The sequence below is a fragment of the Saccharothrix stipae genome (assembly GCF_054781895.1).
In genome coordinates this window covers 71,120-86,285 of sequence record NZ_BAAGTN010000010.1, presented here as the reverse complement: position 1 = coordinate 86,285, position 15,166 = coordinate 71,120, and the positions used below count along the sequence as shown (strand labels likewise).

The following is a 15,166-nucleotide window of genomic DNA, read 5'->3' as shown; positions in this document are numbered from 1 at the left end:
GGCAGGGTAGGACAGCACGACGAGGCTCCCGGTTGGGGCATCGGATCTTGGTCGACTGCTGTCTTACCGGGAGCCTCGCCCACCGCTCCCCACTGCTCAGCTCGCGCCGTGACCTGCGACGTCACGATGGAAATGGCTCACTGCTGTAGCATCGTAGGCTTGCGTGCGCGCACGCACGGACTGGCAGAGTCGCCACTCCGCCAGGTGCGGCCGGCTAGCGTGGTGTGCAGTGCCGACCGACGACCACCTCGCCTCCTGTCCGTCAATCCCATCGTCGGAGTCGATCGACAGTCGCCTGTGTCAGGCGTACCGGTCGGCCCCGACGGCTCTCCGATCACGTCGGCGTCAACGCGGCGACGTCCAGCTCCTGTACCTGCGGGCTGGCCGACCTCCGGATCGCAGCGACGGCCGCCATGCCATCCGGACGACTCACGGCGTACGGAATTGGCTACCGCTCGTCGGGCCGGCTCGGATCGGCCACAATTCCGGAGGCCCGCCCACCTGCGAGGAGACGCCTAATGACCTCCGTGTCCATGCCCGCAAGCACGTTGAAGAGTTGCCGGGCGTGGCCCAGTTGGATCGGGGCGTCACCGGGCTGACGGGCAGCGTCGCCGCGCCCACACCGCCACCGTGGGCGCGGCGACGCTGAAGTACGCGGCGCTGGCCGGTGGCATCGCCCAAGCGCTCGGGCTGATGGGTGGGCTGGGCGCGGCGGCCGGGACCGTGGCGGGGTCTCTGCTGATCGTCCCGGCGGTCGGCATCGCCGCAGCCGCTGCCGTGGGCGCGCTGCGCCTCGGGGTCGACGGGCTCAACGACGCCTCAGCGCGGAGACACCGGCCGAGTACGCCAAGGCGGTCAAGGACTTTCCGCCCGCGATGCGGGAGACCACCGACGCCGTGCGGGCGCTGCGCCCGCAGTTCGACGGGCTCAGGCTCGACGTGCAGGCCCGGCTGTTCTCCGGGCTCGGCGGTGAGGTCTCGCGGTTGGGGGACCGGTACCTGCCGGTGCTGCGTGACGGCCTAGTACTTCAGCCGCACTTGGTGACTATGTGCGTTTCCGCTGGTAGTGGCTCTTTCTTGCACGGTACTGGTGGCGGCGGCGCCAGTGGGACCATCGGTAGAGTCGATCTTTGTTGAACGTCGTGGTGATCAGGTGTGCCAGGAGACGTCGGACCTCGCCGAGGGTGAGGCGGACGAGGCCGTCCTCGTCCGGGTCGTGTGGGTGTTTGCCGCAGTGACGGCGAGGTAGGCGTGGGCGAGCATGGCGAGGGTGATGTGGCGGTACCAGGCGTCGTAGCGGCGGACCTGGTACTGGTCCAGGCCGATCTCGGTCTTGGCGGTCTGGAAGCATTCCTCGACCGCCCAGCGGCTTCCGGCGACGCGGACGAGTTCGTCGTCGGGTGTGCCGGTGGGGCCGAAGCACAGGTAGAACGCCAGATCGTCCGGGTTGGCAATGCTGCGGCGGATCAGCAGCCACCATGACAGGTCGGGGTCGGGCGGCAGGGTCGCGGCGGCCCAGTCGTACAGCCGCGGCCCCTTGGCGCCGTCACCGGCCGAGCGTCGTTTCCACGCCTCGGGCGGGGCGTTGCGGGCGAGGGTGTCGGCGCGGGCGGTGCCGTTCACGGTCGGGACGGTCTGGCTGCGCGGCACGGCCACGACGTAGCCCGTCCGACGGTCCTCGATCCAGGCGCGGAACTTGCGGTCCTGGCCGTAGGCCTCGTCCGCGGTCACCCACCGGGCCGGTACACCGGCCCCGAACGCCCGCTCCAACATCCGAAGTGCCAGAACCGCCTTGGTGGCAAAGGAAACGGAGTCGGGTACCGCGGCTTCACGACACCGGGCACGGTCACCGGTCCAGGACTTGGGCAGGTACAGCTCGCGGTCGATCAGCGTGCGACCTTCGCCGGTAGCGTAGGCGAGGAACACGCCGAGTTGACAGTTCTCGACCCGGCCGGCGGTGCCGGAGTACTGCCGCTGCACCCCGGCCGACTTGTCGCCCTTCTTCACGAAACCGGTCTCGTCCACCACCAGCACGCCATCGCGGTCGCCGAGCTGCTCCACCACGTAGGCGCGCAGATCGTCCCGCACACCGTCGGCATCCCAGGACGCGGCGTTGAGAAGCCGCTGCATCCCGTCCGGCGTGGACTCGCCGGCCACCTCCGCCAACGTCCAGCCGTTCTTGCCCGCGATCGGCGCCAACAACCCCCGCACGTACGCCCGGCCACGACGCCTCGGCTCCACCCGGTGGAACCGTCCCGCCACCCGCCCGAACAACTCGTCCAAACCCGCGGTCCCGGCCGATAAGTCCTCGTCTACGATCACAAGATCGACAGCCTAGAGCAACATGATCACCAAGTGCGGCTGGAGTACTAGGCGGCATCGCCGAGGGCTACAACCAGGCCGCACGCGGCGCGGCGGGGTTCGCCGCCGAGGCGCGGGACGGTCGATGACGTCCGGCTTATCCTAAACAACACCGGCCAGTCCGTCCGCGCGCTGGCGGGCGGTGTGGCGCCGCTGCTGCGCGCCATCCGCGACATCGCCGCCGTGGGCTCGGACTTCCTCCCCGGCTTCGCCTCTGGACTCGGCGAGAGCACCGAACGGTTCGCCCAGTTCATTGCCACCGCACGCGAGACCGGACAACTACGCGAATGGCTGTCCGCTGGCCTGTCCACGCTGGGCGACCTGGCAGGCGTGCTGGGCAACGTCGTGCGGATCGTGTTCACGGTCCTGTCGGCCGCCAACACCCAGGGCGCGGGCCTGCTCCAGACCCTCAACGCGGTCACCGGCTCCATGCTCGCCTTCCTCCGCAGCGCGGAGGAAGGCGGGCCCTGCAACAGATCTTCGGCGGTCTGGGCGCGGTGGCCTCGGCGCTGCTGCCGCTGCTCACCGAAGTGGTACGGGTGGCCGCCATGGTCGACCGATTCGGACCCGACAGCTCACCAGAGCCGTTCCACGACTGCGCGCGGATGTGGTGCGGACGATGGCCGCCATACGTTCCGCCGATGCCGAGGATGTCGGGCACCACCGATTGATCAACCACGGCGTTACACCACCCGCACCCCGATCAGAGGCACATGACCCCTACGGGCAGGAGCCCCATCGCTGCGCTTGCACGAACGCGATGGCATGATTCTCGACCTTGACCCATACCGCCGTCGTGTTCGACCGATTGTAGTAGTGGACCCATGCGTCGTAAGGCAGTGAGAACCGAACCTTGTAGCAGTAGCCCGCATCTACGCGGAACGCGTCCCAATCCTGGCCGGACGGGGTGCGTTGATCCGGACTGATCCACCTCCGGTTCGCCGTGCTCACGCAAGATTCACCGCGGGCAGTTCCGGTGGTTCCGTCGCAAGTCCAGTCCCTGCCGACGTACACCCCCAGGTGACTCTCGTTGTCGGTCTTCGAACAGAACGGCTCAGTACACGAGGAACCCAGGACGCTCACACCTGAATCCGTGCTGGGACCGTGTTGCTCAGCCTCCTTACCTGGTTCTTGAGACTGCGCAGATGGAGTCTCGGCCACGGCCGATGCCGTCGGCACTCCTATCGCCAGAAGTGGTAGCACGATCACCAGGAGCGCGGCTGAAAGCCACTTGTTTCGCACTTCTCCCCCCTCGGAATCCGGAACCGGTGGAGCAGATCCATGCCGTGGAAGTACACGGCCCGTTCAGAGCATGGGCAACAAGCAACCACTGACCAGTTAAGCGCCGATCCCACCAGACGATGCCTCGGCGAGAGTGAACTCCCACGCGCTGCGGTTCCCCGTCAGAACCCACCGGTTGTGAATGTCGAGTGACAACTATGGCAGCCGAACCGCCGCACCGCAGAAGAATCGGACACGGTCACTCGGACGGCGCAATCGACCCTTCAGCTGGAGACCGTCGCACACAGGCCCTTCGTCACGAACCTGGGCGCGGGAGTCTCCGGGCGACACGCCGGGCCGACATGAGCCAGTGCAGAGTCACTCGCACGATCCGTGATCACACCCGGCCGCGTTGCCGATCGGTCAGCTTGTCGGCCTCCCGAAGTGCGGCCAGCGTCGCCGAGCGCTCGCCTAGGGTGCATGGCCGACGGCACACAGCGACGCCAGCCACGCGCGAGCGGTGTCGGGAGCGCCGCCGTCCAGCTATCCGGCGGCACGGTCGATCAATGTCATACTCTGCTGCGCGGAGCCCGCCTCCACCACGACGCTGCCGAGACTCGCGGTCATGTAGGCCGCCAGCACCGGGTGACCCGCGCGCTCGGCGTACCTTACCGCGTCGCCGTAGCGTTTGGCGGCGGAACCGTGATCATGGCGATCGAAGGCGAGCCACGCGGCCAGATCCGGCAATCTCCGACAATTCGCCGAACCCCATTGGGGTGTTGAGCCGTTGGGTCACGATCCGCGAGGCCAGGTGCAGGTGCAGGTGCGACTCCACCGCCGGTGTCAGCCAGCCCGACGAGATCACCGACTCCATGCGGCGGTAGTCCGCCGTGGGTCCCGACAGCGCCGCCGCGACGTCGTCCGCGCCATAGGCGGCGGGCGCCCGTCCCGCCGCCACGACCCCGACACCGATCCCCAGGGGCGGTCCTCAGGAACGTTTTCCGGTTCACCCCATCAGGGTTACCACCATCGGGCGGCCGGAACTCCAAGTCGGCGTCGGACACGACGCCCAGCACTGCGCGCAGGGCCGTGCGGTACCGGGCGGCGGCCACCGGACCTGGCCCGGCTCTACACCGTCGACCCGCACACCGGGCACGCGGTCGGCATCGGGACCGCCGTCGCGCTGGACGGCCACGCGATCGGCTTCGACTTCAACCCGACCGTGGACCGCATCCGGCTGGTCACCTCGAAGGGCCAGAACCTGCGGCTGCACCCGGACACCGGTGCGGTGGCCGCGACTGACGGCGTGTTGGCCCACGTCGACGGCGGGTCGGCGCCCCGGGTGGCCGCCGCCGGGTACACGAACAGCGTGGCCGGGGCGACGAGCACGACGTTGTACGCCATCGACTCCGAACCCGGCCGCGACTGAGCGCGATCACATGACCGCCGTCGGGTGGGCGACCCGACCGCGGTCGCCGACCGAGCAGCGATGATCGCCGCACCGTCCCCGCGCGTCGCCCCTCGTCGCGGCCGGGTTCGGGCGGATTGCCCGTATGGTGGTCGCCGACCGAACAGTGCGCGACCGGGAACGGGTGCCGGCCACGCGTCTTCAGTCGAGGGACGTGAGGCCTGTGGACACCGACGAGCCAGCGGAAACAGTGGTGTTGCCCCTCCCCGACGACATCCCGGTGCTGGCGTCGGTGCGCCGGTGGGCCGCCGAGGCATTGGCCGACCTGACCGAGGACGAACTCGACGACTGCATGCTGCTGGTCACCGAACTGGTCAGCAACGCCTACGACCACAGCGTCAGCCCTCGCACCGTCCGGCTCCGACGCTCGCCGAACTGGCACTTCGTCCGCATCGAGGTGGACGACGCCTCACCCGACGAGTTGACCTTCGGCCGTTCACGGCTGGGTCCCAACCGCGGCCGAGGCCTGATCATCATCGACAAGTTGGCCGGGAACTGGGGTGTGAATCCGCGCCCCGGCGGCAAGACCGTCTGGGCCGAACTGCCCTGCGGCACAACCGACCTCCCGCAGTGGCCCTGAATCACCCGCTGACGAGCAGGTGCCGCAGGGCGGCAAACGCCAAGTGCACGCATGACTTCACCGTTCCCACGGGGATCCGGAGGCGTGCGGCCACATCTCCCGATGCGATCAGGGCCACCGCCGCACGGCGCCTTCGACGTGTGGCGAGGCGCCGACATGTCCATCCATCCGGCACGGCGCCTGACCGTCGAAGAACCTGCTGTGAAGGGCAGGCAGGGGAGTTCGGGAACGGGCCGGTCCCAGGCCCGGATCAGGGCAGGACCGTAAAGCCTGGTCTCGGTGCGGGTGGTGATGTCGGGTTCGCCCAGGTATCCGGGTCGCCGAAGGCGAACTCGCCTCCGTTGCGGTTGGGCCGCTCCATGGGGCAGGCGAAGTGGCGGTGCCGGGCGGCGCAGGGCACGATCCGAGCGCATCCGCGCCAACACGGTGATCGGCAGGTCGGTCAGGACGTGGGCCAGCCGGGGCATGTAGCCGGCGTCCGCGACCAGCCGCCAGGGCCCGGCAACGATCAGACGGTGCTCGGGGTCGCGGAGGACATGACGATCGCCGTCGCGATCGTGGGAGCGGGTCGGCCGGGTCTGTGGGCAGTGGCGGCCGTACCGACCGAGGCCTCTGCGCACTGCTGTATGGGGTTCGTGGGGCCGGGGGCTCGCCGCGCCGCGAAGGGGGGCGGCGAGGCGAGCCGGCGGTGCCCTGTCGCCGGAGCGGTGTGTCGATGCCGTCGTGGTCGGGGAACTGCGCGGACGGAACGGGGGGATTCCGGTCGCGTCGTCGACGGTATCGACCGTCGAGGCGGTCGCTTGTGGCGATGTGGCTGGGCGTGGCGCCTTCAGGTGGGGTGGGTCAGGCCGCCGGTGCCAGGTCGTACAGGCCCGGTGCCTCCGACGGGGTGGTGCCGATCGGGAAGTCGGGGTGGGTGATCGGCCCGCCCTGGGCTGCGGTGAGCGGCAGGTCGACCGGGATCGTGCTCTCGACCACGGCCTTGATCCACGGCAGGTTGGTCGTCACGCCGGTGTGGACATCGGGGGTGATGCCGCACAACTGGGCGCCACTGCGGCTGACCACGCCGACCTGCACCCACCGCCAGAGGACCCGCCTGATCACCGGGCCGCCGGAGTCGCCGTTGCACACCCCGTTCTTGTTGCGCGGGTTGTGCGTGCACACGTCGCCCTTGGTGATCAAACCGCTCGCGCAGCGCTGCGCCGGCAGGACGACGGTGTCCAGCTCCTGCAACTCCAGTGAACCGCTGGTCGCGTCGTTGGACAGGCGGCCCCAGCCCAGGGCACGGACTTGGCTACCCGGGCGGGGTTCCTGCCGTGCCAGTGGGAAGGGCTTGACCGTCGTGGGGGTGGCCAGCTCGACCAGGGCGGCGTCCGCACCGTGCCTGGTCGGGTCGGTGACCCAGTTCCACCCTGGGTGGATGACGACCCGCTTGATCTCCACCCGGTCTGCCTGCGAGCGGTCGGTCGCGCCGATCTTGAGGTAGAGGTGCTTCTCCTCCGTCGGCACGTACAGCGGCGGGGCGTGCGGGGTGGCCCGGTCGACGGCCTGCCACAGCCCCGATGCCCGCGACTGGGCGGGCAGGTTGGTCAGGCAGTGGGCGGCGGTGAGCACCCACGTCCGAGCGATCACGCTGCCGGTGCACGTTCCCCACGCGGTACGGGGCGGGTCGGTGTAGTCGGTGTCGTACTCGATCGCCACCGCCGGGTAGAGCTCGCTCGCCGGGCGCCCGCCGACGATCTGGGTGCCCACGTCGCCGTCCGCGGGGTCGTCGGCCTGCACGCCGGGAAGGTCGACGATTTCCAACCCGGTGTCGCCACCGGGCGGCTGGACGGTCCTGGCGGTGGCCACCGGGGCACCGGCGAGCACGAGGGCGAGAGCGGCGAGCAGGACGGCCGGCGCCCGCCGCGCGGATGTGGAGAGGGTCAAGGGGTGATCTCCTGAATCGTTGGGATTGCGGGGATTACGCCGGGTACGCACCGCGACGTTCGTGCGGCCCCGGAATTCTGGATGTGGATGCCGACGCGGCAGGGCGGGACAGGACGGCCCCGCGCGTTGTTCGCCGAGGTGGTGCGTGTCCGACGCCGCGTGGCGCTTCCCGCCGGGCAACGCCGTGTCGGGGAGGGATCCGGGTCCGTCCGCCGACTGTCCGGCGCGAGGCGGGGTCGACGTCGATCGGCGAACCGGCGACGCGACATGCCCGCGCCCGGGACAGGGACGCTGTCATCGTTGCCCCGCAGGATCTGGCCGGCCTGGGCCATCGTGGTGGGATCGCCCGGCGGCGTGTGCCGTGATCATGGGAAGCCCGTCCGGCATCTCGGGCGCTCGATGCCGGCGCACACCACGACGCGGCGGGTGTCGTCGGATCCGGTATCCCGATCCGGTGCCGGTGGTCACGACCTGCCACCCGCGGTCTCCAGTTCGGTGACGACGTCGCGTACCTGTTGGGCGGCGTGGTCGTCGGTGCCGATGAGCAGGGCGAGTGCGCGGTTGAACCGTCGGTAGGCCGCGGTCTGGTGGCCGGACAGCCACAGTGCCCGGCCCAGCAGGGTCAGGCACCCGGCCCGCTCGGCCCTGGCCGGTCCGGTCGTGTCGGGTAGTTCCTCGAAGAGCTTGTCGGCGCGGGTCAGGTAGTTGGCCGCGGAGTCGAACCGGCCGACCTCGATCATCAGCGAACCGAGGTGGACCAGCGCCCGCGCCACGCGGATCGGGTCGTTGCCCTGTAGGTGCACTTCGAGTACCTCGTCGGCGCAGTCGACCACTTTGTGCAGCCGGCCCGGGGCTCGGTAGATCGAGGCGAGGTCGTGCAGCGCGGAGGCGGTGGTGTCCGGGTCGTCGTCGCGTAGCCGGTGGATCGCGAGTTCGTGCATGCCCGCGACCGTCGCCGCCCGCAGTGCCCCCTGCTCACGTAACGACGCGGCGGCGCGGCGGAAGGCGGTGGCCAGCAGCAGGGAGGTCGGCAGCACGACCGCGAGCCGCGCACCGAGGTCGAGCAGGTCGTGCGACCACGCCTCGTCCACGTCGGCGGGTACTACCGGCCACACGTCGGCGAACAGCGCGACCGCCGTCTCCGGCTCGTCCGACGCGTCGCGCAGCGTCGTCAGGAGGTCGTCGCGGTGGGCGTCGAACCAGGCCCGGTCGGGGGTGCGGTGGGCGACCGTCAGGTCTTGGCGTAACCGCGCGATCGCGTGCCGCCGGCTCTGGTTCACGCGCCGCTCCGCACCGACCGGGCTTCGTCGCGTCCGGCGGGGGCGGCCCGCCGTTGGAGCGCGGCGGTGGTGTGCTGCACGGTGAGCGCGATGCGGTGCAGGTCCGCCAGCATGGTCTGGTAGACGGCGGGGGCGTCGTCGGTGAAGGCGGTGGCGTCGACGGTTTCGGTGTAGGCCAGGGGCCGGATCGGGTCGGTGAAGGTGAGCAGGGTGAAGGGTTGGCGCAGCGCCGGGTACTGCAGGGCGTCGCCGACACCGTCGGGGACGAGCCGGACGCGAAGTCCGGGCTGTGCGGTGGTGTTGACCACCGCCAACCGCAGGCACTGCTCACGCATGACCCGGTCACCCACCGCACCCGCCAGCGCGCGCTCGTGGACGTAGAAAGTGCCATCGCACGTCGGTCGCGATCGGTCGCCGAATCGGTGTTGCCGTTCCAGGCGTGTGCGCACGGCGGTGTCGACGTCGTGGGTGTGCTCCAGGGCGATGCGGGCGTAGTCCTCGGTCTGCAGCAACGCGGGCACCGTGAACGGGTCGTAGGAGGTGACCGTGACCGCGATCGCCTCGTGCACGGCCAGCATGGGCAGGTCATCGGGCCCGCGCCCGGGGTGCACGCGGACGTGGCTGCCGGTGGCGGGTTCCTGCACCAACTGTTCGATCCGGTTGCGGGTTGCGAGGTCGACGCCGAGGGCACCGAGGAGGGTGGCGGTGTTCCAGGCGCTGGTGGTGCGTGCGCCGTTCTCTACCTTGGACAGCATGGTCGGCGACCACCCCAGCGCCCCGGTCACCTGCTCGAGACTGAGTCGGCGCCGGTGGCGCAGCCGGCGCAGCTCCTCCCCCAGCTCCCGGGCCTGGGCGGTTCCCGACGAGCGCGGGTTCGGAGTGGTCTCTGGTTCCACCGTATGAAGCCTTTCTGTGCGATCTGCGAGTGCGGGCGTGCCCGGATGTCGGATGTAGCGGATCTCGGGGCTGTGGTCTCTCCCGAGGAGGGCCGCGTGTCGGCGTGCGTCACGCGACGTGTGCCGGAGGGTCGTCGTCCCACCGGCGGGCACGGGTGCGTGTGCCGCGGTGTGTCGTGGCCGGTGTTCACCCGGTCCGGTCCTGGTCGCCCTGGTGGTGTCGGCCGGTGACCGAGTCGGCTCGCCGGAGCAGCTCGGCGGCGCTGTCCTGCGGCGTGAGGGCGACACGGTGCAGGTCCGCCAGCATGGTGTGGTGGGTGCCGTGGTCGATCTCGGCGAACACGGTGACGTCGACAGCCTCGGTGTAGACCAGAGGCCGGATCGGGTCGGGAAAGGTCATGACGGTGAAGGGCTGCCGCAGCGCCAGGCGCGGCCCGGCGTCGTCCACACCGTGGGGAATGAGCCGGACCACCCATCCGGGTCCGCCGGTCGTTGCCGTGATCGCCAAGGCCATCAACGGCTCGTGCCCGACCTTGTCCACGGGGGCGGGCAGCGCGCCCTCGTGGACGAAGAAGGTGCCGCCGCACCACGGCCCGCGTTCACGGAAGCGGCGTTGCCTCAGGACACGCGTCCGCACCGCAAGGTCGACGTCGTGGGTCTGGGCCAAGGCGATACAGGCGTAGTCCTCGGTCTGCAGCAACGCGGGAACAATCGGCGGGTCGTAGGAGGTGACGGTCGCGGCGATGTGCTCGTGCCTGGCCAGCATGGCGAGGTCGTCGGGCACCCACTGCGGATGCGGCCGGACGTAGCTGCCGGTCGCGGGCTCGTCGAGCAGCTGTTGGATGCGGCCGAGGGTGGCGTCGTCGGCGCCCAGGGCACTGGCGTAGGCGGCCAACTCCCACCCACCCGTACCACGTGTGCCGCCTTCCAATTTGGACAGTTTCCCCACCGTCCAGCCGACGCGCCGTACCGCGTCCACGAGTGTCACCTCATGCCGCAGACGGAGGCGACGCAGCTCCTCCCCCAGTTCTCTGCCTTTGGGCGTGCCGGCGGAGCGGCGGCGCAGGGCGACGTGTGACTCCAACGTGCAAGCCTTCCCGGTACTCGGACCTCACGTCCGGGCCGCGGTCGACGACCCGATGAAAACTTGCCGCGCACCCGCCGTGCGACGGGCGCGGCTCGCGGCGGTAAAGGCAGTGTGCGTAGGTGGACGTTGACCTGGGTCGGCCCCGCGCGACGGCGACAGTCCCCTGACCGCCGTTCCACGTTCTCTCCCCCTGTCGCCGGGTCGCGTGCTGACACCCGCTGAGCAGGCGCGGTGACGGTGACGGATCCGGTCGGCGTGCGGTGAGCCGACCGACTCGTACAGGGTCAAAGGCTCGACGAGGCGCGGCCACGCGGAACACGGGCCAGGTCGATGAGGGAAAGGTCCACGTGCGCTGCTCCGGGACCGCGACTTCGGCGACCACCGGGAGGCGTCCGCCGTACGGGCGTCGGCGTCGACCAAGTGCACGAGGCGGCGCGAGACTCCTACCGCGCGGGCGGACTGCCTCGTCACCGCCGCGACCGTCACCACTGTCCCGGGCCGTGGCCTTTGGCCAGTCTCGGCGCGAGCCGGGAACCGGGGTTCGGAAGCAACAGCAGCTCCTGCACGACCTCGGCGAGCGAACCCGTGCACTCCCACGTGATACGGGTATCGCGGTCCATGCGCAGTCCCAACGCATCACCCTCGTCGCGGAACCGGACGCCGTCGCGCCACCCACCCGGCCACTGCCTGAACCCGTCAATCTGGTCCCGGCCCGACTCGATCGGCAGGAACCGCCACCCTGTGCCGCTCGAAAAGTCATCGTTGCTGATAGAGCGGTGCAGACGCCGCTTGAGCTTGACTCTGTCGGGGATCGAAGTCCAGCGCGACCTGCCGCACCGACCGGTCACCCCGCCGGCACAACTCGACGATCTCGGCCTTGAACTCCGGGGTGAACGACCGCCGAGGCCGCCGCTTTTTTCCTGCCCATGGACTCCATGATGGGACATCCTTCCGGGGACACGCGTCCCCTGATCTCGGATGTCCGTCAAAACGGGACAAGCCCAATCCAGGCCAGGATGAAAAACGTTCACTACACCCTCATCGCAGACCTCAAAGACCTCGCGCTGACCGGTTGACAAATATAGGAACGTCGCAACGTCAACGCCTCCCGCGCCCACAACGTCGACCGCCTCGCCCACGAGACCCGACGCTTCCTGCACCGCCGTCAACGCCGACCGCACATCGTCCGCGGCTACTTCCATGCCCCGCACCTCCGCTACGCCATCATGTAGGCAGCTCAATACTTATGCTCAAAATAATTAGCACTGGTCGCAACGGTCGGCCGCTTTTCAACTCGTGAGGGCTCCATTACAGTCTGTGCCTGGGAACGCTCCCAGCTCCTAAGGGGTCACCGTGCCGAGGTTGTCGCGCGTGCTCGCCGCCCTGTCCGTCGGCGCGTTGGTGCCGATAGGCGGCCAGTTCCGCCTCGTCCGCGCCACCGTGCGTGGTCACCTACCAGCCCAACGTGTGGGCGAGCGGGTTCACCGCCAACGTCGCCGTCACCAACAACGGGGCGCCGGTCACCGCCTGGACGATCACCTGGACCCACACCGGCAGCCGGCAGATCACGTCCGGCCGGAACCACGATTGCTTACCGACCGATGCCCTGCTCCGCGGGCATGGAGCCGGTAGACGAGTCCATAGTGGACCTATCCAGTTCGGCGGCCCCGGCGGTAGTGACGATGGGTCCGATGATCGGTGTATCCCCGTAGACGCGACACCCGCGAAAGGGGTTTCTTGATGCGTCAGAACAGCCCTCGCACGCTATTCCAGCGCTTCGTCCGCGCAGCGCTGGCCGGCGCAACGCTCCTCGCGGCCATCGGCACGGTACAACCCGCCGCCGCAGAACAGCCGGCCGCCGCAGGACAGCCGGCCGTCACGGCCGCGGCTGCCGGCGCCGCCGCGATCGCCTCGGTCGACCTGGCCGGGACGTGGAGCTTCACCCCGGCGGGCCGGGGGGCGACCTCGATCACCGTGCCCGGCGGCGGCTGGTACAAGCAGGGCTTCACCGACGTGAACGAGGCGGTGTACTCGCGCAGCATCACCGTGCCCGACTCGGGTCAGCCGCAGTCGACGTGGATCGAGTTCGGGGCGGTCAACCACCAGGCGACGCTGTCGGTCGACGGCCGGGTGGTGGCGACGCAGACCACGGCGTTCACGCCGTCGAACTTCGACATCACCGCCTACGCGGCCCCCGGCAGCACCCACACGATCAGCATCGCCGTGAAGGGCCGCGGCGCGTTGAAGGCATCCAACGGCCGGTACCTGGTGCCCGACGCCGCCGACTGGTCCGAGGCGGTCTCGGCTTGACCCGTTTTGACGGACATCCGAGATCAGGGGACGCATGTCCCCGGAAGGATGTCCCATCATGGAGCCCACGGGCAGGAAGAAGCGGCGGCCCGGCGCCCGGTCGGCCCCCACCGAGGGCGGACCCGTGGCAGAACGACATTGGCGGCACTGAGCGCGCTCGGCTCAGTCGTGCTCACCCTGTCCTTACCCAGCAACGCCATCACGGCCGCCTCCGTCCAGGTGGCCCCCGTGGCGCCCGCCGATTCGCCCGCCACGATCATCATGAAGGCCGCGGACATCGTTCCGTCACCGCGCCAACTGGCTGGCAACGGCTCGAGCAGTACAACTTCATCCACTTCGGCATCAACACCTTCACCGGCAGGGAGTGGGGCACCGACACCGAGAACCCGAACTCCTTCCAACCCACCGGCTTGAACACCGACCAGTGGGCGGTCGCGATGAAGGACGCCGGGTTCAAGGGGGCGATCCTCACCGCCAAGCACCACGACGGCTTCCTGCTGTTCCCGTCGAACTACTCCAGGTTCGGCGTGACCTCCTCCTCATGGGCCGGCGGCCGCGGCGATGTGCTCGAGAGCTTCACGGACTCGATGCACAAGTACGGGCTGAAGGTCGGCTTCTACGTCTCATCGGCCGACATGCGCGAGAACCAGCCCGGCGGGAAGTTCGCGAACGGCAGCCCCTCCAGGCCAGTGAACATCCCGTCGCACCCTGCGGATGTCGTCGACGGGGTGACGTTCCAGTTCAACTCCGACGACTACAACACGTACTTCGAGAACACGCTCTACGAGCTGCTCACCCGCTACGGCCCAGTGACCGAGATCTGGCTGGACGGTGCCAACCCCACCGGCCGCAACCAGCCCTACAACTTCGCAGACTGGACCGCCATGGCCCGCAAGCTGCAGCCCACGGCGGTCCTCGAAGGCGACGGCGGGCCGGACGTGCGCTGGATCGGCAACGAAGACGGCTACGCACGTACGTCGGAGTGGTCGGTCGTGCCGACCAACGGCAACATCGCCGACGTCGCCGACACCGCACTGCCCGCGCCCGGCTTCAACACCGCCCCCGACGTTGCGAGCGACGCGGTGCTGTCCCGGCGGAACTCGAACGGGACCAGCGCATGGAACGTGCTGCGATGGCCCCCCGGCGAGTGCAACGGCACCTTGTCGGCGCGCCACAACTGGTTCTGGCAACCCGGTGACAGCTGGCGGCCCCTGCCCGAACTGCTGAACATCTCCCCGAACCGGCAGGGCCTGCTGGACCAGTCGGTGGTGACGGCACTGGGTGAGTTCGGCTCCACGCTCTCCAAGACCTTCGGCACGAACCTCGCGAGCGGCGCCACCGTCGCCAACGACGAGGGAACTTCGAACACCACCGGTCACACCCCCGAGCTGACGCTCGACGGCAACCTCGACAGCTCATGGCAACCGAACGCTGACACCGGCTCGCTCGTGTTCACCTTGCCGGCCACGAAGACCTTCGACGTCATCTCCGTGCAGGAAGACCTGAACATCGGCCAGCGGGTGCGGTCGATCGCCGTCGACTCCTGGAATGGCAGCTCCTGGACCCAGATCGCGAACGAACCCGTCGTCGGCCACAAACGGCTGATCCGCCTGGCCGCCCCGGTCTCCACGAGCCGGCTACGGCTGCGGATCACCGGCTCCCGAGCGGTACCGGCCATCGCCGAGTTCAGCCTCCACCTCCGGCCCGGCAGCGTCGGTGGCGGCACCACCTCCACGATCGTCGGCGGCCAGTCAGGTCGCTGCATCGACGGCGGGGCGGCGGCCAACGGCACCCGGGCGCAGCTGTCGGACTGCACCGGTGGCACCAACCTGCGCTGGACGTACACCGCGAACAAGCAGCTCACCGTCGGCGGCAAGTGTCTCGACGCCTACGCCCGGGGCACCACCAACGGCACCGCGGTGGTGACCTGGGACTGCAACGGCGGCAACAACCAGCAGTGGAGCCTGCGCAGCTGGCCAGCGAGTTCCATCCCCCACCGTCGCTCCACACACTCCTGAGTGACACCGTACGAGAG

The 15,166-nt window shown here is 69.5% G+C and carries 13 protein-coding genes and 1 pseudogene; 6 read left to right on the top strand and 8 right to left on the bottom strand.

The annotated features are described in order from the left end of the window. Positions 1-1,148: 1,148 nt before the first annotated feature. Positions 1,149-2,318, bottom strand: coding sequence for an IS701 family transposase (locus ACYVLT_RS26230; RefSeq protein WP_461122866.1), 1,170 nt, complete (start codon positions 2,316-2,318; stop codon positions 1,149-1,151). 186 nt (positions 2,319-2,504) lie between these two features. Between ACYVLT_RS26230 and ACYVLT_RS26225 the strand changes: the two genes are divergently transcribed. Beyond that, on the top strand, positions 2,505-3,077 hold the full coding sequence (locus ACYVLT_RS26225) for a hypothetical protein (protein WP_461122862.1): 573 nt from the start codon (positions 2,505-2,507) through the stop codon (positions 3,075-3,077). 1,047 nt (positions 3,078-4,124) lie between these two features. Here the strand turns inward: ACYVLT_RS26225 and ACYVLT_RS26220 are convergent. Next, positions 4,125-4,328, bottom strand: a complete 204-nt coding sequence (locus ACYVLT_RS26220; RefSeq protein WP_461122861.1) for a hypothetical protein — start codon at positions 4,326-4,328, stop codon at positions 4,125-4,127. A gap of 64 nt (positions 4,329-4,392) precedes the next feature. Here ACYVLT_RS26220 and ACYVLT_RS26215 point away from each other — a divergent pair, with 64 nt between their 5' ends. Then, positions 4,393-5,010, top strand: a complete 618-nt coding sequence (locus ACYVLT_RS26215) for a DUF4394 domain-containing protein (RefSeq protein WP_461122865.1) — start codon at positions 4,393-4,395, stop codon at positions 5,008-5,010. 232 nt (positions 5,011-5,242) lie between these two features. Further along, positions 5,243-5,629 (top strand): ATP-binding protein, encoded by a 387-nt coding sequence (locus ACYVLT_RS26210; RefSeq protein WP_461122860.1) that lies wholly within the window; start codon positions 5,243-5,245, stop codon positions 5,627-5,629. A 290-nt stretch (positions 5,630-5,919) separates the two neighbouring features. Here ACYVLT_RS26210 and ACYVLT_RS26205 read toward each other — a convergent pair. The 6 genes and pseudogenes from ACYVLT_RS26205 to ACYVLT_RS26180 all read right to left on the bottom strand — a co-directional run. Beyond that, positions 5,920-6,249, bottom strand: a pseudogene (locus tag ACYVLT_RS26205) (transposase); the annotation flags it as partial. A 223-nt stretch (positions 6,250-6,472) separates the two neighbouring features. Beyond that, entirely contained in the window at positions 6,473-7,558 is a 1,086-nt protein-coding gene (locus ACYVLT_RS26200; RefSeq protein WP_461122859.1) for a S1 family peptidase, read from the bottom strand. Between the two features lie 464 nt (positions 7,559-8,022). Next, positions 8,023-8,838: a hypothetical protein gene (locus tag ACYVLT_RS26195; protein ID WP_461122858.1), complete on the bottom strand. Its 816-nt coding sequence runs from the start codon at positions 8,836-8,838 to the stop codon at positions 8,023-8,025. Continuing rightward, positions 8,835-9,734 carry a Scr1 family TA system antitoxin-like transcriptional regulator gene (locus tag ACYVLT_RS26190; protein ID WP_461122857.1) on the bottom strand — a complete coding sequence of 300 codons (900 nt, stop codon included), beginning with the start codon at positions 9,732-9,734 and terminating at the stop codon, positions 8,835-8,837. The genes ACYVLT_RS26195 and ACYVLT_RS26190 overlap by 4 nt, the downstream gene beginning before the upstream one ends. A gap of 187 nt (positions 9,735-9,921) precedes the next feature. Further along, positions 9,922-10,818 (bottom strand): Scr1 family TA system antitoxin-like transcriptional regulator, encoded by an 897-nt coding sequence (locus ACYVLT_RS26185; RefSeq protein ID WP_461122856.1) that lies wholly within the window; start codon positions 10,816-10,818, stop codon positions 9,922-9,924. 485 nt (positions 10,819-11,303) lie between these two features. Next, complete coding sequence (locus ACYVLT_RS26180) at positions 11,304-12,023, bottom strand: hypothetical protein (protein ID WP_461122855.1); 720 nt, start codon at positions 12,021-12,023, stop codon at positions 11,304-11,306. A 242-nt stretch (positions 12,024-12,265) separates the two neighbouring features. Between ACYVLT_RS26180 and ACYVLT_RS26175 the strand changes: the two genes are divergently transcribed. Genes ACYVLT_RS26175 through ACYVLT_RS26165 form a run of 3 tightly spaced genes read left to right on the top strand, consistent with a single transcriptional unit; the run spans position 12,266 to position 15,149 of the window. Continuing rightward, complete coding sequence (locus ACYVLT_RS26175; protein ID WP_461122854.1) at positions 12,266-12,562, top strand: cellulose binding domain-containing protein; 297 nt, start codon at positions 12,266-12,268, stop codon at positions 12,560-12,562. After that, the gene (locus tag ACYVLT_RS26170) at positions 12,562-13,131 is read left to right on the top strand and encodes a sugar-binding domain-containing protein (RefSeq protein WP_461122853.1); all 570 of its coding nucleotides are present in this window, start codon (positions 12,562-12,564) and stop codon (positions 13,129-13,131) included. Before ACYVLT_RS26175 ends, ACYVLT_RS26170 begins: the two co-directional genes overlap by 1 nt. Beyond that, on the top strand, positions 13,128-15,149 hold the full coding sequence (locus tag ACYVLT_RS26165) for an alpha-L-fucosidase (protein ID WP_461122852.1): 2,022 nt from the start codon (positions 13,128-13,130) through the stop codon (positions 15,147-15,149). Before ACYVLT_RS26170 ends, ACYVLT_RS26165 begins: the two co-directional genes overlap by 4 nt. Positions 15,150-15,166: the final 17 nt, after the last annotated feature.